An 18,994-nucleotide genomic window follows, 5' to 3' on the forward strand; every position below is an offset into this window, starting at 1 on the left:
CAGGAAAACGATCAACTATGTCGTTTCTGCCACTTTTGCTCGGCGGTCGAGGGAACCAGGCTGAAGGCATGACAATCCTGGTCGTGGTACTCCTCGTGTTCCTGGCGCTCGCTGCGCTGGCGCTCGCCGGCCGCACGCCCGACACGCACAACGAAGTCATCCAGCACGGAGACTTCCGGTTTTGAGAGGGAATCTGGCGGTCCAGTACGCGAGCACGGCGCTCGCCTGGGGTGCGAGTTTCCTCTTCATCAAGGTCGGCCTCGAAGGCCTGTCCTTCACCCAGGTCGTGCTGTGGCGACTCGTGTTCGGGGCGGTGACCCTCGGTGCCGTCCTCGGAATCACCCGGACGCGGTTGCCGCGCGAAGCGGCGACCTGGGCGCACCTGTCGGTGCTGGCTTTCGCGCAGTGCCTGCTGCCGTGGCTGCTGTTCAGCTGGGCCGAGCAGAGCATCAGTTCGGGCCTTGCCAGCATCTACAACGCGACCACACCGCTGATGACGATGTCGGTGGCCCTGGCGTTTCTGCCGGGGGAGAAGCTCACGGACGCAAAGCTGTTCGGCCTCCTGCTCGGATTCACGGGTGTCGTCGTGGTGCTGGCGCCGTGGCAGTCGGGGATTCTCGGCAGTGTCCCCGCCCAGCTCGCGTGCCTCGGCGCCACCGCGTCGTACGGCGTGGCGCTGGTCTACCTGAGGCGGTTCATCCTCCCGCGCGGCGTCGGTACCCCGACGATCGCGTTCATGCAGGTGTCCATCGCCGCAGCCGTCATGGTTCTCGCGACCCCGTGGGTCGCGAGCACGCCGATGCACCTGACCCCCGCGATCGTCGCGTCGATGATCGGGCTCGGGGCGTTCGGCACGGGACTGGCATTCGTGTGGAACACGAACGTCGTGCGTGGCTGGGGACCCACCGCGGCGTCCACCGTCACCTACCTGACGCCGGTGGTCGGCGTCGTGCTCGGCGCGGTCGCACTCGACGAGCACATCTCCTGGAACCAGCCGGTCGGGGCGCTGGCGGTGATCGCGGGAATCGTCGTCACCCAACGGTCTTCGCGTCGGGCCGCCGCGACGATCGCCGCGCGGACGCCGTGATCACGGGGGTGCCGTGACCACCCACTCGCGTTTGGCCTCCCCGTCCCACCGGCGCACCACCGACGCCCGGCCGACGATGTCGCCGCCGTCGAGCAGCCGCGCGGCCTCCGCGATCTGATCCGCCGGGAGCCGCCGTGCGAGGGTCACGTGCGGCGTCCACTCGCCGGGGCGGATGTGCGGCGTGACCTCCGTGGCGTGCTCCGCCAGATCGAACACGCTGCGGTGCAGAGACAGCAGGGCCTTCGACGGCACCACCAGCCGGGACAGCGTGACGTGCCTGCCGCCGAACATCACGAGCCCGCCCAGCCGGATGTGGAACGAGGGCGTCGCGATCCGGCGGCCCAGCAGTTCGTCGATCTCGGGTGGGATGTGGCGTGCCACGAACAGGGTGATGTGGGGTCGATTCGATTCGGCGCGAACCCGGGTGCGGCTGGGCATCCCCGCATCCCACAGGCGTTGCCACTCGGCGCGCACGGCAACGTCGGTCGCTTCGTCGAACAGCAGTTCCACCGACTGGACCATGGTAGGCAATGATGGCCTCATGAGCGGTGCTACGGCAAACATTTCCGGCAACCGGATCGGGGTGCTCCTCGGCGACGGCATCGGCCACGAGATCGTTCCGGCGACTCAGCGGGTGGTCTCGGCCGCGGTGACCGCGGCGGGAGGCGGTGACGTCGACTGGGTGGAACTGCCCCTCGGCCTCGGTGCCATCGAGTCGCACGGGACGCCGATCCCCGACTCCACACTCTCCGCGCTGGACGAACTCGACGCCTGGATCCTCGGTCCGCACGACAGCGCCGCCTACCCGGAGCCGTTCCGCGGCAGGCTGACCCCGGGCGGGGTGGTGCGCAAGCGTTTCGACCTGTTCGCCAACATCCGCCCCGCGCGCTCGCTCGAGGGCGTCGCCTCGACGGTGCCGGACATGGACCTCGTCATCGTCCGGGAGAACACCGAAGGCCTGTATGCGGATCGGAACATGTTCGCCGGCAGCGGCGAGTTCATGCCGACTCCGGACGTGGCGCTGGCCGTCGGCGTCGTGACGAGGCGGGCGTGTGAGCGCATCGCGCACACCGCATTCGCGCTGGCGCGTACGCGGAGTCGCCACGTCACGATCGTGCACAAGGCCAACGTGCTGGCGATGACCACGGGACTGTTCCGCGACGTCTGCCGGGAGGTGGGGGAGCGCCACTACCCGGACGTGCGGGTCGACGACGAGCACGTCGACGCCATGACCGCGCACCTCGTCCGCAGGGGGCGTGACTTCGACGTCGTGGTGACGGAGAACATGTTCGGCGACATCCTGTCGGACCTGACGGGCGAGCTGTCCGGCTCGCTCGGCACGGCGCCGTCGATCAACACTTCCGAGACCAGGGTGATGGCGCAGGCGGCGCACGGGGCCGCCCCCGACATCGCGGGCCGCAACCGGGCCAATCCGACGGCCCTGATGCTGTCGGCGGCGATGATGCTCGAGTGGCTCGGGGACCGGCGCGCCGACCGGCATCTGGGCGGCGCCGCCCACCGTATCCGCGACGCGGTCCGCGCCACGACCGCTTCCGGGGTCGCCACGGCTGACCTGGGTGGACTCGCGTCGACCAGCGAGTTCACCGAGACGGTCCTCGCCCGGACACTGCGTCGCTGAAACCACCGCCACGGGCCGGGTCAGGCCGTTAATGTTCGGGTAACGACGTCCGCAGTCGCGGGTGTCGTGACCTACCGTTCGACTGGTCGGAGTTCGAGAGTTCTCCGTCGCCGTAGCTCGCTCGGTGCACCACGATTCTTGGAGGACATGCCAGTGTCTGGTCGATCCGTCTTCGCGCGAGGCCGAATGGCCCGCACCATCTGTGCACTGGCGGGTGGCAGTGCTCTGCTGCTCGCCGGCTGCGCCAGCAACACCGAGGGCGGCGGCTCGCCGTCCGGAGAAGACACCGTCGCCGTGGAAGTCGACAAGGTGGATGCCATCGCGGCGACACTGCCGGAGAAGATCGCCTCGTCCGGCAAGATCATCGTCGGCGTCAACATTCCTTACTCGCCCAACGAGTTCAAGGATCCGAGCGGCAAGATTGTCGGCTTCGACGTCGATCTCGTGGACGCCGTGGGCAAGGTGCTCGGCGTGACACCGCAGTACACCGAGGCGGACTTCGACAAGATCATCCCGTCGATCCAGGCCGGCAGCTACGACATGGGTATGTCGTCGTTCACCGACACCAAGGAACGCGAGCAGTCGGTCGACTTCACCACCTACTTCAGCGCCGGGGTGCAGTGGGCGCAGCCCGCCGGGAAGTCCGTCGACCCCACCAACGCGTGCGGCCTCCGGGTGGGTGTGCAGACGACCACCATCGAGGACCTCGAGGAGGTGCCCGCCAAGAGCGCCGCGTGCGTCGCCGCCGGTAAGCCGCCCATCGACATCGTGAAGTTCGACAGCCAGGACGACGCGGCCAATGCCGTCGCCCTCGGCAAGGTCGACGCGATGTCCGCCGACTCGCCCGTCACCGCGTACGCGATCAAGCAGAGCGACGGCAAGATCGAGGCCGCGGGCGAGGTCTTCGACGCCGCGCCGTACGGCTGGCCCGTCGCGAAGGGCTCGCCGCTCGCACAGACCCTGCAGCAGGCGCTGCAGCACCTCATCGACGACGGCACCTACCGGACGATCGCGGAGAACTGGGGTGTCGAGGCGGGCGTCATCACCACGTCGCAGATCAACGGCGCCACGAGCTGAGCGGTTGACGAGTGTCTGACGTGGAGAAGGCTCCGGACCGGACGGGCACCGAGACGGGGCAGGAACCGGAACCCATCAAGGCGATCCCGCTGCGGCGGCCCGGCCGGTGGATCGCCGCGATCGTCGTCGGCCTGCTGCTGGCGCTGTTCGTCAACGGTGCGCGCACCAACGAGGCGTACCGCTGGGACGTCTACGCGCAGTATCTGTTCGACGCCCGGATCTCGGCCGCGGCGTGGAACACCATCCAGCTGACCATCCTGTCGATGGTCATCGCCATCGCGCTCGGTGTCGTGCTCGCGGTCATGCGGCTGTCGCCGAACCCGGTTCTGAAGGCGGCGTCGTGGGGGTACCTGTGGATCTTCCGCGGCACCCCGGTCTACGTGCAGTTGGTGTTCTGGGGACTGTTCCCGTCCATCTACAAGCAGCTGGATCTGGGGATCCCGTTCGTCCACCAGTTCGTGCACATCGACCTGCAGGGCATCAACGCGGCGTTCCTGTTCGCGGTGATCGGGCTGGGACTCAACGAGGCCGCGTACATGGCCGAGATCGTCCGCGCCGGCGTGAACTCGGTCGCCGAGGGGCAGTCCGAGGCGTCGGTGGCGCTCGGCATGACGTGGTCGCAGACCATGCGCCGCACGGTTCTGCCGCAGGCCATGCGGGTGATCATCCCGCCCACCGGCAACGAGCTGATCAGCATGCTGAAGACGACGTCGCTGGTCACGGCGGTGCCGTACAGCCTGGAGTTGTACGGACGTGCCAGAGACATCTCGGGCGCGAACTTCCAGCCCATCCCGCTACTGATGGTGGCCGCCACCTGGTACCTCGCCATCACGAGCCTGCTCATGATCGGCCAGTTCTACCTGGAGCGGTACTACTCGAAGGGGGCGTCCCGCAAGCTCACCGCGCGGCAACTGCAGGCGCTCGCCGACGCGCAGGGCAAGCCGCTGGTGATCGAACCCGGTCCCGAGACCCTGCCCGACACACCCGGAGGGGAACGAAAATGACGCCGATGGTCAAGGCGGACCGGGTCTGCAAGAACTTCGGGGCGCTGAAGGTGCTCAAGGGTGTGTCGCTGGAGATCGGCGCCGGCCAGGTCCTGTGCCTGGTCGGGCCGTCCGGGTCGGGCAAGTCGACGTTCCTGCGGTGCATCAATCACCTCGAGCAGGTCAACGCAGGCCGGCTGTACGTCGACGGCGAGATCGTCGGGTACTCCGAGCGAAACGGCAAGCTCTACGAACTCCACCCCCGGGCGGCGGCGAAGCAGCGCCGGGACATCGGGATGGTCTTCCAGCACTTCAACCTCTTCCCGCACCGCACCGCGCTCGAGAACATCATCGAGGCGCCCATCCAGGTGAAGAAACTGAGCAAGAAGAAGGCGCTCGAACGGGCGCGGGATCTCCTCGACCAGGTGGGGCTGAGCGAGAAGGCCGACGCGTACCCCGCGCAACTGTCGGGTGGTCAGCAGCAGCGCGTCGCCATCGCCCGCGCGCTGGCGATGGACCCCAAGCTGATGCTGTTCGACGAGCCGACGTCCGCCCTCGACCCGGAGTTGGTCGGGGAGGTGCTCACCGTGATGAAGGATCTCGCGGCCGGCGGAATGACGATGGTCGTCGTCACCCACGAGATGGGTTTCGCCCGCGAGGTGGCGGACCAGCTGGTGTTCATGGACGCGGGCGTCGTCGTCGAATCGGGCGATCCCCGCGAGCTGCTGGCCAATCCGCAGCACGACCGCACCAAGGCGTTCTTGTCGAAACTGCTCTAGTGGCCTTCGGCCCCGTGAGTACTTCTTAACCGCCGGCGGTTAAGAAGTACTCACGGCTTGCGGCAGCTGAAGATGGCGGTGCCGGGGAAGATCTGTCCCCGCAGCGGGCTCCACTGCCCCCATTCCCGGTCGAGCCACTCGGGCCACTCCGGCTCGATGATGTCCCGCACCTCCAGCCCGGCCGCGACGATCTCGCGGACCCGGTCGCCGATGGTCCGGTGGTGCTCGACATAGGTGGGGACGCCGTCGCCGTCGACCTCGACGTAGGGCGTGCGGTCGAAGTAGGGGAGTGATGCGGTGAGACCGCGCGGGCCCGGATCGTCGGGGAAGATCCAGCGGATCGGGTGGTTGACGGCGAACACCCACAGCCCGCCGGGGCGAAGGACCCGGGCGACCTCACTCATCACCTGCTGTGAGTCCGCCACGAACGGAACTGCACCAAAAGCCGAACAGGCGATGTCGAAGCTCGCGTCGGCGAAGGGAAGGTGCTCGGCTCCCGCATGCACGAGCGGCACGGCCGGGCCGCCCGCCCGCATGGCCTCGGCCCCGCGGGTCAGCATCGACATGGACAGATCGAGCCCGACGGCTCGGGCGCCCTGGCCGGCCAGCCACCGCGCACAGGGTGCGGAACCGCAGCCCACCTCGAGGACGTCCTTGCCTGCCACGTCACCCAGGAGGTGGTAGTCGCCCTCGTGTAGCCCCTCCGGGCACCAGACGAACTCGCCTCGGGACGAGTCGACGCCCAGGAACTCGCCGTGCGTGCGGTGATAGTCGTCCGCGTCGGCGTCCCACCAGGCCCGGCTCGCGCGTTCGCTGGACTCGGAGTCGACGCGGACGCGGCTCACCCCCGACGTTCCGAGGACGCTGTTGGCGGTGCCGTGGCGGTCGTCTTCCGCGGACAGGGGAGAATCGGACGGGCGAGGATCGGGCATGGGCAACAGAGTAGAGCGTGGGAACGTACCCGGGTTTGCCCAGCTTGCCCACGGGCGCGTAGCCTATTCCACGCGAGTGTCTATGTGTGCGGCATCGGATTCGGTTCAGTTCGAGTTTGTTCGGTTCCAGTCGGGTGTCGTTCCTTGCGCTTGCGGTGATCTGATTCGGCGGGAATTTTCGTCGGGTCGGGTTGCTTGTCCGACAGAACACCATCAACCGACCACAACCCGTCCGGAGCAACTCAACACATGCCCTCCACCACCGTGACCTCGCCGCAGGTAGCCGTAAACGACATCGGCTCCGCCGAGGACTTCCTCGCCGCCATCGACGCAACGATCAAGTACTTCAACGATGGCGACATCGTCGAAGGCACCATCGTCAAGGTCGATCGTGACGAGGTCCTGCTCGACATCGGTTACAAGACCGAAGGCGTCATCCCTTCCCGTGAGCTCTCCATCAAGCACGACGTCGACCCCAACGAGGTCGTCTCCGTGGGCGATGAGGTCGAAGCTCTCGTCCTCACCAAAGAGGACAAGGAAGGCCGACTGATCCTGTCGAAGAAGCGCGCTCAGTACGAGCGTGCCTGGGGCACCATCGAGGAGCTCAAGGAGAAGGACGAGGCCGTCAAGGGCACCGTCATCGAGGTCGTCAAGGGCGGCCTGATCCTCGACATCGGCCTGCGTGGCTTCCTTCCCGCTTCGCTCGTCGAGATGCGCCGTGTCCGCGATCTGCAGCCGTACGTCGGCAAGGAGATCGAGGCCAAGATCATCGAGCTCGACAAGAACCGCAACAACGTCGTCCTCTCGCGCCGCGCGTGGCTCGAGCAGACGCAGTCCGAGGTTCGCAGCGAGTTCCTGCACCAGCTGCAGAAGGGCCAGGTCCGCAAGGGCGTCGTGTCCTCCATCGTCAACTTCGGTGCCTTCGTGGACCTGGGCGGCGTCGACGGCCTGGTGCACGTGTCCGAGCTGTCCTGGAAGCACATCGACCACCCGTCCGAGGTTGTCGAGGTCGGCACCGAGGTCACCGTCGAGGTTCTCGACGTCGACCTGGACCGCGAGCGCGTCTCCCTGTCGCTCAAGGCCACCCAGGAAGACCCGTGGCGTCAGTTCGCCCGCACGCACGCCATCGGCCAGATCGTGCCCGGCAAGGTCACGAAGCTGGTTCCGTTCGGTGCCTTCGTGCGCGTCGAAGAGGGAATCGAAGGCCTCGTCCACATCTCCGAGCTGGCCGAGCGCCACGTGGAGGTCCCGGACCAGGTTGTCGGCGTCAACGACGATGCACTCGTCAAGGTCATCGACATCGACCTCGAACGTCGTCGCATCTCGCTGTCGCTGAAGCAGGCCAACGAGGACTACAACGCCGAGTTCGATCCGTCCAAGTACGGCATGGCGGACAGCTACGACGAGCAGGGCAACTACATCTTCCCCGAGGGCTTCGATCCCGAGACCAACGAATGGCTCGAGGGCTTCGACAAGCAGCGTGAAGAGTGGGAGAACCGCTACGCCGAGGCTGAGCGTCGTCACAAGATGCACACCGCTCAGATGGAGAAGACCGCTGCAGACGAGGCCGCCGAGGCTGCCACCGCTGCTGCCGGCTACTCCTCCGAGTCGGGTGCCGGCGACGCCGACGCCGCTTCGTCCTCCAGCTCCTCGTCGTCCGAGTCTGCCGGTGGATCGCTGGCCAGCGACGCACAGCTCGCCGCTCTGCGCGAGAAGCTGTCGGGCAACGCCTAGCAAGTCCGCCTGACTCGTCAGGCACAGTCGAAATCCCCGCTCCTGCACTGCAGGGGCGGGGTTTCGTCGTTTCTGGACTTCCGCGGGCAGAGGTGCTGAATACGACTGTGGCCCAACCTCTTCGGAGGTCGGGCCACAGCGTGTGGGGGCGCTCAGTTCGCGGTTGCGGGAATCCAGTAACCGGGCGAGGACTGCACCTCGGCGCGCTTGCGCATTGTCGCGAAGCTGTGCCTGCCCTGGCTGATGAGCGCGGTGAGCCAGGTCCGGCGATGCTCGGCGAGCGCGGAGGCGACCTCGGGAATCTCGATGCAATGCACCCCGCCTGCAATGCCGAGGCGGTGCCGACCGAACTGGTTGCGGTGATCGCGCATGGCGTTCCTCTTCTTCGAGAAGGTGCAGGTCGGTGCGTTCGCTCGAACATAACCGAACGTGTCGGACTTCTGTGGTATTTGGGGCAGGTGAGTCTGCTGAGCGGGAAGAGGGTGGTGATCTGCGAGGGACGTGCGTCGTCGCTTCGGGGCGGGTGCAACACTGGGGGGCGTGTTGAGAATCGGCCTCACTGGAGGCATAGGAGCCGGTAAGTCCACCGTGTCGAAGGTCCTCGCCGAACTCGGGGCGGTGATCGTCGACGCCGATCTGATCGCGCGGGAGGTCGTCGAACCCGGTACGCCCGGCCTCGCTGCCCTCGTCGACCGGTTCGGCGAGGAGATTCTGACGGCGGACGGCGCGCTCGACCGGCCCGCCCTGGCAGCGCGTGCCTTCGCCGACGAGGAGTCGCGGCTGGCGCTGAATTCCATCGTCCACCCGCTCGTCGGGGCGCGCACCGCGGAGACCATCGAGTCGGCGCCGGAGGACGCGGTGCTCGTCCAGGACATTCCGCTGCTGGTCGAGGGCGGAATGGGTGCCGCGTTCCATCTGGTCGTCGTCGTGTTCGTCGACGCCGAGGAGCGGGTGCAGCGGCTTGTCGGATCGCGGGGGATGCCCGAGACCGACGCGCGGGCGCGGATCGCCGCCCAGGCGGACGACGATCAGCGGCGGGCTGCGGCCGACGTCCGGCTCGACAACAGCCGTGCCGCGGGCGCGCTCGAGCCGGAGATCCGGGCACTGTGGGCGGAGCGTCTCGTACCCTTCGAGTCGAACATCCGCACGCGGACCGTCGTCCGGGTGCGGCCCGTACTCGCCGCGCCGAATCCGCAGTGGCCTGCCCAGGCGGACCGGTTGATCGCCCGGTTGCGCCTGGCGTGCGGCGACCGCGCCGTCCGGATCGACCACATCGGGTCGACGGCCGTGGAGGGGTTGCCTGCCAAGGACGTCATCGACGTCCAGGTGACGGTCGCGAGCCTCGACACCGCGGACGAACTCGCAGAATCACTCGCCGGCGCCGGGTTCCCCCGCATCGAGCACATCACCGCCGACGACCCGAAGCCGTCCTACCAGGGCGGCGAGACCGATCCGGCGCTGTGGGGCAAGCGGATCCACGGCGGCGCCGATCCGGGGCGGCCCGTGAACATCCACCTTCGGGTCGACGGGTGGCCGGGACAGCAGTTCGCACTCGTGTTCCGGGACTGGCTCCGCGCCGACACCGACGCCCGCGCCGAGTACCTCGCGGTCAAGGAGGCCGCGGCGGAGAAGGCGGCCGGTCACACCGACTATCAGGACGCGATCACCGCCTACGTCGACGCGAAGACCCCGTGGTTCGACCGCGCGTATCACCGGGCGTGGGAGTGGGCCGAGCAGGCCGGCTGGACCGCGTAGGTCACCGCCAGTCGATCGGCATGCCGATCGAGGCCAGCCAGCCGCCGAGGTCGTGGCCGTGTGCGGCGATTCCGTCGATCGCCGTGGTGGCGGTGAGGATCGCCTGCTCGGCCGTCGCCGCGTCGAGCAGGCCGGCGCGGTGCGCCTCCATCAGTTCGTCGACGTCGAGGAGTTCGGTGTCTCGACCGGTGCGGATGACCAGATCCAGGTAGTGGTCCTCCGACTTCCATACGTTCTCACCGCGCGTGAACGTGCCGATGTCGACGTAGTGGTCCTGATCGCGCTGGTGGTACGGGTGGTAATGGAAGATCGACGCGCGCAGACCCAGGTCGGGGAGCAGCCACGACTCCAGGTAGTGGAACTGCCGGTGGTCGGCGGTGCGCGCCATGTACAGCCCCCATGGTTCGACGCGGTAGTGGTCGACGTGACGGACGAAACCCTTGGGGTCGGTGTTGGTGTGATCGCGGAGGTCGAAGTATTCGACCTTCGGTGGGTGGATGTCGTGCGTCGCGCCTGCCATGGCAGGGAACCTACCGGGATTTTTCAGCCGACGGAGATCGCCCGGGAAGTTTGTCGGTCCCTCGGCCTACCCTGGTTGCATGGCGTTTGCATCCGAGCACCCCGTGGTGGCACATTCCGAGTTCCGTCCCATCGGGGAGATCGAGCGGTCGGAGGCGCGTTTCGAGGTCGTCAGCGACCACAAACCGGCAGGCGACCAGCCGACGGCGATCGCGGATCTGGAACGCCGCATCAACGCAGGTGAGAAGGACGTGGTCCTGCTCGGCGCCACTGGTACCGGTAAATCGGCGACCACGGCGTGGCTGATCGAGAAGGTGCAGCGACCCACGTTGGTGATGGCGCCCAACAAGACGCTCGCCGCGCAGTTGGCCAACGAGTTGCGCGACATGCTGCCCAACAACTCCGTCGAGTACTTCGTCTCGTACTACGACTACTACCAGCCCGAGGCGTACATCGCGCAGACCGACACCTACATCGAGAAGGACTCGTCGATCAACGACGACGTCGAGCGGCTGCGGCACTCCGCGACATCGAGCCTGCTCTCGCGGCGGGACGTGGTCGTGGTGGCGTCCGTGTCGTGCATCTACGGCCTCGGCACCCCGCAGTCGTACCTCGACCGCTCGGTGCAGCTCGAGGTCGGTGTGGAGGTTCCGCGCGACGCCCTCCTGAGGCTGCTGGTCGACGTGCAGTACACCCGCAACGACCTTGCGTTCACCCGGGGGTCCTTCCGGGTGCGGGGTGACACGGTCGAGATCATTCCCTCGTACGAGGAACTGGCGGTGCGGATCGAGTTCTTCGGCGACGAGATCGAGGCGCTGTACTACCTGCACCCGCTCACCGGGGACATCGTGCGGAAGGTCGACTCGGTACGCATCTTCCCGGCCACGCACTACGTCGCGGGTCCGGAGCGGATGGAACGTGCCGTCAAAGACATCGAAGCCGAGCTCGAGGAGCGGCTCGCCGACCTCGAGAACAAGGGCAAGCTGCTCGAGGCGCAGCGGCTCCGGATGCGCACCCAGTACGACCTCGAGATGATCAAGCAGGTCGGGTTCTGCTCCGGCATCGAGAACTACTCGCGGCACATCGACGGTCGTGGAGCGGGCACCGCGCCCGCAACGCTGATCGACTACTTCCCGGAGGATTTCCTCCTCGTCATCGACGAGTCTCACGTGACGGTCCCGCAGATCGGTGCGATGTACGAGGGTGACATGTCGCGTAAGCGGAACCTCGTCGAGTTCGGGTTCCGGTTGCCGTCGGCCACCGACAACCGCCCGCTGACGTGGGAGGAGTTCACTCAGCGCATCGGGCAGACGGTGTACCTGTCGGCCACACCCGGCAAGTACGAGCTGGGGCAGGCCGGGGGCGAGTTCGTCGAGCAGGTCATCCGCCCGACCGGTCTCGTCGACCCCCAGGTGGTCGTCAAACCGACCAAGGGGCAGATCGACGACCTGGTGCACGAGATCCGGGAACGCGCGGACCGCGACGAGCGCGTCCTCGTCACCACGTTGACGAAGAAGATGTCGGAAGACCTCACCGACTACCTCCTCGAGCTCGGGATCCGGGTGCGGTACCTGCACTCGGACATCGACACGTTGCGACGCGTCGAACTGCTCCGGCAGCTGCGGCTGGGGGAGTACGACGTTCTGGTGGGCATCAACCTGCTGCGTGAGGGCCTCGACCTGCCCGAGGTGTCGCTGGTGGCCATCCTCGACGCCGACAAGGAGGGCTTCCTGCGGAGCTCGACCAGCCTCATCCAGACGATCGGCCGTGCGGCTCGTAACGTCTCCGGTCAGGTGCACATGTACGCCGACAAGATCACCGACTCGATGCAGCACGCGATCGAGGAGACCGAGCGGCGTCGTGAGAAGCAGATCGCCTACAACGAGAAGATGGGCGTCGATCCGCAGCCTCTGCGGAAGAAGATCGCCGACATCCTCGACCAGGTCTACGAGGAGGCCGAGGACACGGCCAGTGGCGTCGATGTCGGAGGTTCCGGACGCAACGCGACCCGGGGGCGTCGTGCACAGGGCGAGGCGGGACGCTCGGTCAGTGCGGGCGTGTACGAGGGCCGCGACACGAAGTCGATGCCCAGGGCGGAGTTGGCCGACCTGGTCAAGGAATTGACCGATCAGATGATGAACGCCGCCCGTGATCTGCAGTTCGAACTCGCCGGGCGACTGCGCGACGAGATCGCCGATCTGAAGAAGGAGTTGCGCGGCATGGATGCCGCGGGCCTGAAATAGCGAGGGCGCCGAGGCAGTACGGTCGCGCAGCAGTACGGTCGCACATATGGATGCACACAACGCAGGTCGCACCGCCCGGTCCCTGGAATTGCTACATTCCCTCAGCTATTTCGTTCCCGAGGTCGAGGAACGCCTGGTCGAGACGGGGCTCGAACCGGGCCGGATGACCTACTTCGCCGGACGTTCCGCGCCGATGGGTGCGGTCGGCGCGGGCGTGGTCACGGCCACGTTCTTCAACTTCAGTCCCGCCGCGGTCGCGTCGATCATTCCGCGTGCCTGGAGTCTGGCCACGCCCGCGGCAATCGTCGAGGCGCGGTACCGGGCGGTCGGCGAGGCGTATGTGCGACTGCTCGGTGAATCGGTGACCGCGTCACCGGAGATGGCCGAGGCGGCCGAATTGGCGTCCATTGCGGCGCGGGGTGTCCCGGGTGTCGAGGGCAGGCCGCTCTGTGCGGGCTACACGGAGGTCGAGTGGCCGGACTCACCGCATCTCGCGTTCTGGCATGCCCTCACGGTGCTGCGGGAGTACCGCGGCGACGGTCACATCGCCGCCCTGCAGACCGCAGGTCTGAGCGGACTCGAATCGCTGATCACCCACACCGCCACCGGGTATGGGTTCCAGAAGAAGTTCGCAATCACCCGCCGCGCCTGGACCCAGGAGCAGTGGGACTCCGCATGCGACAGTCTGCGTGACCGGGAAATCCTGGACGCCCGGGGCGAACTCACTGCCGAAGGCAAGGAACTGCGGCAACTGGTCGAGGATCTCACCGACGATCTCGCGCTGGCCCCGTGGGCGGCACTGGGCGAGGACGGGGCGGCCCGTCTCGTCGAACTCGCGACCCCGTGGCGGGACGCGATCGTCGAGGCGGGAGTGTTCCCGGCCGGCGTGTTCGGGCCCAAGGTCGCCGTGTCCCGCTGACACCGATCACAGTCCGCGCGCACGCAAAATGTGATCCGTCATGCACCGGGGATATCCCCTGTGGCATGTGTTGCAAATGCACCTATGAGGGGACCGGGACGGCTAGGGTCAGCGCAGTGGCTGCTGGGTCCAGGCATGACGTGTGTCCGGACCCCGGCCAATCGACCACCGCAGACATGGAGGAATGAATGAGCGCCTACCGGACCGTTGTCGTCGGAACCGATGGCTCCGAGTCGTCGTTTCTGGCCGTCGAGAAGGCTGCCGCCATCGCGGGGGACGCCGGTGCCAAGCTGATCATCGCCTGCGCGTACTACCCGGCCGATCCCAAGGACGTCGGGCAGGCCGCCGACGCGCTCGGTGACGAGGCCTACCAGATCACCGGTTCGGCCCCGACGTACGAGATCCTGCGCACCGCGAAGGAGCGCGCACACGCCGCCGGCGCCAAGGAGGTCGTCGAACGCGCCGTCGTCGGCGCCCCCGTCGAGTCGCTGCTCAACCTGGTCGACGAGGTCGAGGCCGGTCTCCTGGTGATCGGTAACCGTGGACTCAACACCCTCACCGGGCGGCTTCTCGGGTCGGTTCCGTCCGATGCCGCACGCAAGTCGACGTCCGACGTCCTCATCGTCCACACGGTGCGCTGACACCGGACCGATCAGCAGTAATTCGCCTCGGCGGCATCGAGATACACCTGCGCCACCTGTTCGGTGGTGAGGCCCGAATCCGACGTCGCCGAGGCGAACTGCGCCATCGGGGTGAGGTGCGCGAGAATCGTCGGCTCGTCGGTCCCCTCGGAGAGCTGACCACAGATCCCGTTGGCGAGCGCCAGGACCGTATCGTCGGGCGGCGCCGGAATTCCCGCCGCGACCAGCGCCTCCTTGTAGCGCAGGCCACGGGCATCCAGGTGTGATGCGGCGGTGGTGGATGCCACCGAGGCGGTGCGCGGCGGGTCGGAGGCGGTGGCCTCCGAGCACGCGGTCAGCGCAATCGTGGTGAGGACGAGCCCACACCCGATCCGCCGACCGCGACCGCCCGGGGTCACGACAGGATCCCGACCTCTGCCGGGCCGAGTTCGGACAGCACAGTGGGCAACGCCTTCGTGTGCACCACACCGAGTCGTTGCGTCGCCCGGGTCAGGGCGACGTAGAGGTCGTTCATGCCGCGCGGCGACTCGTCGAGGATGTCCTGGGGCTCGGCGATGAGCACCGAGTCGAATTCCAGTCCCTTGACGTCTCGCACCGTGAGGACGCTGACCGTGTCCGACCGCAGGTCGGCGAGTGCGGCGACCAGGTCGTGGCCGCCGATCACGACGGTGGTGCCCGGTCCGGTTTCCCGGGACACGCAGGTGCGCACGGTGTCTGCCAGTTCGGCCTCGGACACCTGCAGGGCCCACGGCGCGAAACCGGATTCGCGCACCGACCGCGGCACGGTCTGCTCGGCGTCGATCTCGGCGAGAACCCGCCGGGCCGACGTCATGATCTCCGCCGGTGTGCGGTAGTTGACGGTCAGTTCCGTCAGCTTCCACCGCTTGGCGACGTACGGTTCGAGGATCCGCTGCCACGACGACGTTCCCGCCGGGTCGCCGGTCTGCGCGGTGTCGCCGACCAACGTCATCCAGCGATTCGGTATGCGCCGCATCAGCATTCGCCAGGCCATTTCCGAGAGCTCCTGCGCCTCGTCGACGATCACGTGACCGTAGGTCCACGTTCGGTCGCCGGCGGCGCGTTCCGCGGTGGTCTGGTGCTGCCCGACGTCGTGGCGTTCCGCGAGCTGGCTGGCGTCGATCAGGTCGTAGGCCATCAGGATTTCCGGGTCCAGTTCGTCCTCGAGATCCTGCGGCGCCGATCCGGTCAGGATGTCCAGGGCGCCCTGGGCGTCCGCGATCTGCGCCCGCCACTGGCGACGGGCGCGCTCCCGCTCGGCGGCGTCGTCGACGCCGAGGAGTTCCGCCAGTTCGTCGAGGAGTGGGGCGTCGGCGGCGCTGAAGCCGCGCATTCCGGGACGGTGCAGCGAGACGCGTTGCGCCTCCGTCAGATTCGGCGCGGCATCGGCCAGCCGCTTCGGTGAGGCGTACAGCTCGGCGAGCACCTGCTGCGGCGACAGTTCCGGCCACAGCGCGCTGATCGCCGTCATGATGTCCGGGTCCTCACGCATCTCGTCGCGCATGTCGGCGATGTCGTCCCGGCTCAGCAGGTTCCCGCCGTCGACGACGTTGGCGCCGAGGGTGTCCGCGAGTTGCTGCGCGAGCGCCTCGATGACCGAGGAGACGAAGATGGGGCGGGCCAGGTTGTGCGGGCGCCTGGACGACCTCGCCCGGCCACGAGCGCGGGTGACGACCTTGCGGTCGAGGGTGATCCGGTAGGTGTCGAACGTCAGCTCCACGGGCCGCGACGGCACTTCCTGCCGGTCCCGGACCGCCTTCTTGAGAACCTCCAGCATGTCGAGAGAGCCCTTGATCTCGCCGCCGTCGAGGCTGTCCTCGACGGTGGCGCGGACACCGGGGTAGAGGTCGCCGATGGTGGAGAGCAGCACACCGGTCTCGCCGAGCGACGGCAGCACCTGGCCGATGTAGTCGAGGAACGTGGCATTGGGGCCGATGATGAGGACGCCGGCCTTCGCGAGCTGCTGGCGATACGTGTAGAGCAGGTAGGCGGCGCGGTGCAGAGCGACCGCGGTCTTGCCGGTTCCGGGACCACCCTGGACCACGAGCACGCTCTTGTGCTCCGACCGGATGATGGCGTCCTGCTCGCCCTGGATGGTCTCGACGATGTCGTTCATCTGCCCGGTGCGGGCCGCGTTCAACGCCGCGAGCAGCGCGCTCTCACCGGCGACGCCGTCCGAGCCGGTGACAGTGCCTGCGGCCTCCGCGGCCGCCAGGTCCAGGTATTCGTCGTTGACGGCGGTCACCCGGCGACTCCGCGACCGGATGTGCCGTCGGCGGGTGACCCCGTCGGGGGCCGCGGGCGTCGCGAGATAGAACGGGCGGGCAAGGGGCGCACGCCAATCGAGGAGCATCGTCTCGTAGTCGTTCTCCTCGTCGAGGATGCCGAGGCGGCCGATGTAGCGGTGCTCGCCGTCGAGGTCGATCCGGCCGAAGCACAGTCCGTTCTCCGCGGCGTCGTACTTGGCGAGGTCTTCGGTGTAGAGCTGGTTGAACGACTCCCGCTCGCTCCTGGCCTGCGGGGTTCCGCCGGTCTCGAGCAGTACACGGCTCAGCCGGTTCGCCGCGTATTGGCGAAGGCCGTCCAGTCGGGTGTAGAGCATCGTCACGTACTGCTGCTCGAGCTCGCGCTCGTCGCGTGACGTGTCCTCGTCGGGCAAGAGGTCTCCTTGACTGGTTCGGCTGCAACCGGATCGGCTGCAAAAGTGCCTGGACAGTCTAGTCGGCCCCGGAGGCGTGTCGCTGACATCGCAGGTCAGCGGCGGTCTCCGGGGCCGATCAGATCGAATATCCGGCGCGGGCCGGGTCAGTGGGACAGTTCGTCCCGCTTCGCCCTGGCCTTCTCGAGCGCGGTCTCCGCCTGCTTGCGGGCCCGCTTGCTCAGCACCTCACCGCGTTCTGCGGCGGTGCCTGCCCATTCGCCGCCCTTCTCGCGGGCGACCTCGGCCAGTTCCGGGCCGTGCTCCTTCGCCGCCTCGACGAGTTCCGCGCCGCGTTCGCGGGCGACGTCCGCCCACTCGGCGCCGTGTTCTTTCGCGACGTCCGCCCATTCGGCGCCGCGTTCGCGGGCGACGTCCGCCCACTCGGCGCCGTGCTCCTTCGCGACCTCCGCCCACTCGGCGCCGCGATCCGCCGCGACCTTCGCGAGTTCGGCGCCGTGTTCTTTCGCGACCTCGAGGAGGCCGGACCCGCGCTCGGCGGCCTCACCGGACAGGATGCGGGCACGCTCCGACGCCGCGGCCAGGGCCTCTCCGATCTCGGGGCCGTGATGGTCGTGACCGGAGCCGAGTGGCAGGGCCGCGGCCACGGTCTCCTGTGCGTGCCGGGCGGCGCGGCGTCCACGCCAGCCCAGCGACGGCTTGCCCTCGGTGTCGACGGCGGCGATGAGCAGCCCGCCGAGCAGGCTGACGTTCTTGAGGAACTGAGTGCGCTGCGCCGCCTTCTTCGCGGGGTCGGTCTCGTTCCAGAAGTCGTGCCCCACAACGGTAGTGGGGACGAGGCTGCCTGCGAGCGCGAGCGACGCGAGGCGCGGTGCCTTCCCGGTGGCGAGGAGAACGCCGCCGCCGATCTGCACGGCGGCGTTGATCTTGACCAGCGTCTCCGGGTCGGACGGGATCTTCTGCGTGACGGACCCGGGAAGCGCCTCGGTGGACTTGTCGATCAGTGGTGCGGCGGCCTGTGCTTTCTGCGCCGGATTTCGAAGTGCATCGATCCCTCCGCTGATGAAGATCGCGGACAGCAGTGGGCGAGCGATACGACGGACGAGCATTCCTGGCCTCCCAATCTCGAGTTCTCCCGTCTCACACTAACGAGAGTTCTGGGCAGTCGTCGGCGTACGACAGTGTTGCCGGACCGACGGTCCGCCCATTCACCAGTACCCAGGGAGGCCGATCGCCAATCGCGGACCGTGCGGTGCGCGATCGGCGATCGGATGCGGTCACCAGCCGCGTTCGCGCCACTCCCCGAGGTGGGGGCGCTCGGCGCCGAGGGTGGTGTCGTCACCGTGGCCGGGGTAGACGACGGTGTCGTCGCCGTAGCGGTCGAAGAGCTTGGTCTCGACGTCGGTGAGCAGCGATGCGAACTTCCCCGCGTCGGCGGTCTTGCCGACGCCGCCCGGGAAGAGGGAGTCACCGGTGAAGAGGTGGGTGCGTCCGCCGCCTGCCTCGGTGAGCGCGAGCGCGACGGAGCCGGGGGTGTGGCCGGCGAGGTGAATCACGTCGAGGGTGATCTCACCGACGGTGACGGTGTCGCCGTCTTCGAGGAGGCGGTCGGGCCGGACGGGCAGTGCGTCGGCGTCGAGGGGATGGGCGGCGGTGTCCACGCGGGTGGCCGCCGCGACGTCCTCGAGCGCCAGCCAGTGGTCGCCGTGCTGGTGCGTGGTGACGATCAGGTCGAGGGACGGCGCGTGTTCGCCGATCAGTTGGTTGACGCGGTCCGCCTCGTTGGCGGCGTCGATGAGGACGGATTTTCCGGTTGCGGAACAGACGACCAGGTACACGTTGTTGTCCATGGGGCCGACGGACATCTTCGTGATCGTGGCTCCCGGAACCGTGCGGCGCTGCGGCGCCGAACCGGGGGAGAGGTGGCCGGTGTACGAGTCTTCTATCACCATGGGCTGCTCGGTCATGATGGGGAGGCTACCGTCGAATACAGGCAGGTGAGTGGCAGG

18 protein-coding genes are annotated in these 18,994 nt (G+C 67.8%); 10 read left to right on the plus strand and 8 right to left on the minus strand.

Annotated elements, in window-relative coordinates; translation table 11 throughout:
- Nucleotides 1-181: 181 nt before the first annotated feature.
- Nucleotides 182-1,087 (plus strand): DMT family transporter, encoded by a 906-nt coding sequence (locus tag JWS13_RS41290; RefSeq protein ID WP_206010901.1) that lies wholly within the window; start codon nt 182-184, stop codon nt 1,085-1,087.
- Here the strand turns inward: JWS13_RS41290 and JWS13_RS41295 are convergent, their stop codons facing one another.
- Entirely contained in the window at nt 1,088-1,609 is a 522-nt protein-coding gene (locus tag JWS13_RS41295; RefSeq protein ID WP_124394349.1) for a 2'-5' RNA ligase family protein, read from the minus strand. It abuts the gene before it with no gap.
- 19 nt (nt 1,610-1,628) lie between these two features.
- Between JWS13_RS41295 and JWS13_RS41300 the strand changes: the two genes are divergently transcribed.
- From JWS13_RS41300 to JWS13_RS41315, 4 genes are all read left to right on the plus strand, one after another.
- Nucleotides 1,629-2,726: an isocitrate/isopropylmalate dehydrogenase family protein gene (locus JWS13_RS41300; protein WP_206010902.1), complete on the plus strand. Its 1,098-nt coding sequence runs from the start codon at nt 1,629-1,631 to the stop codon at nt 2,724-2,726.
- A gap of 147 nt (nt 2,727-2,873) precedes the next feature.
- Nucleotides 2,874-3,803 carry an ABC transporter substrate-binding protein gene (locus tag JWS13_RS41305; protein ID WP_420855037.1) on the plus strand — a complete coding sequence of 310 codons (930 nt, stop codon included), beginning with the start codon at nt 2,874-2,876 and terminating at the stop codon, nt 3,801-3,803.
- A 20-nt stretch (nt 3,804-3,823) separates the two neighbouring features.
- Nucleotides 3,824-4,807: an amino acid ABC transporter permease gene (locus JWS13_RS41310; RefSeq protein ID WP_124394382.1), complete on the plus strand. Its 984-nt coding sequence runs from the start codon at nt 3,824-3,826 to the stop codon at nt 4,805-4,807.
- Nucleotides 4,804-5,565 (plus strand): amino acid ABC transporter ATP-binding protein, encoded by a 762-nt coding sequence (locus JWS13_RS41315; protein ID WP_275957315.1) that lies wholly within the window; start codon nt 4,804-4,806, stop codon nt 5,563-5,565. The genes JWS13_RS41310 and JWS13_RS41315 overlap by 4 nt, the downstream gene beginning before the upstream one ends.
- A 50-nt stretch (nt 5,566-5,615) precedes the next feature.
- Here the strand turns inward: JWS13_RS41315 and JWS13_RS41320 are convergent, their stop codons facing one another.
- Nucleotides 5,616-6,497 (minus strand): class I SAM-dependent methyltransferase, encoded by an 882-nt coding sequence (locus JWS13_RS41320; protein WP_206010903.1) that lies wholly within the window; start codon nt 6,495-6,497, stop codon nt 5,616-5,618.
- Between the two features lie 249 nt (nt 6,498-6,746).
- Here JWS13_RS41320 and rpsA point away from each other — a divergent pair, with 249 nt between their 5' ends.
- On the plus strand, nt 6,747-8,231 hold the full coding sequence (rpsA, locus tag JWS13_RS41325; RefSeq protein WP_012687956.1) for a 30S ribosomal protein S1: 1,485 nt from the start codon (nt 6,747-6,749) through the stop codon (nt 8,229-8,231).
- A gap of 152 nt (nt 8,232-8,383) precedes the next feature.
- On the opposite strand, the gene JWS13_RS41330 is transcribed toward rpsA, so the two are convergent.
- On the minus strand, nt 8,384-8,602 hold the full coding sequence (locus JWS13_RS41330; RefSeq protein WP_124394353.1) for a hypothetical protein: 219 nt from the start codon (nt 8,600-8,602) through the stop codon (nt 8,384-8,386).
- Nucleotides 8,603-8,771: 169 nt separating this feature from the next.
- Here JWS13_RS41330 and coaE point away from each other — a divergent pair, with 169 nt between their 5' ends.
- Nucleotides 8,772-9,986 carry a dephospho-CoA kinase gene (gene coaE / locus JWS13_RS41335; protein WP_206010904.1) on the plus strand — a complete coding sequence of 405 codons (1,215 nt, stop codon included), beginning with the start codon at nt 8,772-8,774 and terminating at the stop codon, nt 9,984-9,986.
- 1 nt (nt 9,987) lies between these two features.
- On the opposite strand, the gene JWS13_RS41340 is transcribed toward coaE, so the two are convergent.
- Nucleotides 9,988-10,506 carry a ribonuclease FAU-1 family protein gene (locus JWS13_RS41340; protein WP_087556335.1) on the minus strand — a complete coding sequence of 173 codons (519 nt, stop codon included), beginning with the start codon at nt 10,504-10,506 and terminating at the stop codon, nt 9,988-9,990.
- 79 nt (nt 10,507-10,585) lie between these two features.
- Between JWS13_RS41340 and uvrB the strand changes: the two genes are divergently transcribed.
- The 3 genes from uvrB (at nt 10,586) to JWS13_RS41355 (ending at nt 14,308) form a co-directional block, all read left to right on the plus strand.
- Nucleotides 10,586-12,748: an excinuclease ABC subunit UvrB gene (uvrB, locus tag JWS13_RS41345; protein WP_206010905.1), complete on the plus strand. Its 2,163-nt coding sequence runs from the start codon at nt 10,586-10,588 to the stop codon at nt 12,746-12,748.
- A 46-nt stretch (nt 12,749-12,794) separates the two neighbouring features.
- Entirely contained in the window at nt 12,795-13,667 is an 873-nt protein-coding gene (locus tag JWS13_RS41350; RefSeq protein WP_206010906.1) for an SCO6745 family protein, read from the plus strand.
- A 188-nt stretch (nt 13,668-13,855) separates the two neighbouring features.
- On the plus strand, nt 13,856-14,308 hold the full coding sequence (locus JWS13_RS41355) for a universal stress protein (RefSeq protein ID WP_005247414.1): 453 nt from the start codon (nt 13,856-13,858) through the stop codon (nt 14,306-14,308).
- Between the two features lie 11 nt (nt 14,309-14,319).
- Here the strand turns inward: JWS13_RS41355 and JWS13_RS41360 are convergent, their stop codons facing one another.
- From JWS13_RS41360 to JWS13_RS41375, 4 genes are all read right to left on the minus strand, one after another.
- Nucleotides 14,320-14,706, minus strand: coding sequence for a DUF732 domain-containing protein (locus JWS13_RS41360; protein WP_206010907.1), 387 nt, complete (start codon nt 14,704-14,706; stop codon nt 14,320-14,322).
- Entirely contained in the window at nt 14,703-16,985 is a 2,283-nt protein-coding gene (locus JWS13_RS41365) for a HelD family protein (protein ID WP_206010908.1), read from the minus strand. The genes JWS13_RS41360 and JWS13_RS41365 overlap by 4 nt, the downstream gene beginning before the upstream one ends.
- A 146-nt stretch (nt 16,986-17,131) precedes the next feature.
- The gene (locus JWS13_RS41370; RefSeq protein WP_206010909.1) at nt 17,132-18,094 is read right to left on the minus strand and encodes a DoxX family protein; all 963 of its coding nucleotides are present in this window, start codon (nt 18,092-18,094) and stop codon (nt 17,132-17,134) included.
- 168 nt (nt 18,095-18,262) lie between these two features.
- The gene (locus JWS13_RS41375) at nt 18,263-18,952 is read right to left on the minus strand and encodes an MBL fold metallo-hydrolase (protein ID WP_206010910.1); all 690 of its coding nucleotides are present in this window, start codon (nt 18,950-18,952) and stop codon (nt 18,263-18,265) included.
- Nucleotides 18,953-18,994: the final 42 nt, after the last annotated feature.

Source organism: Rhodococcus pseudokoreensis, from assembly GCF_017068395.1.
GTDB lineage: Bacteria > Actinomycetota > Actinomycetes > Mycobacteriales > Mycobacteriaceae > Rhodococcus_F > Rhodococcus_F pseudokoreensis.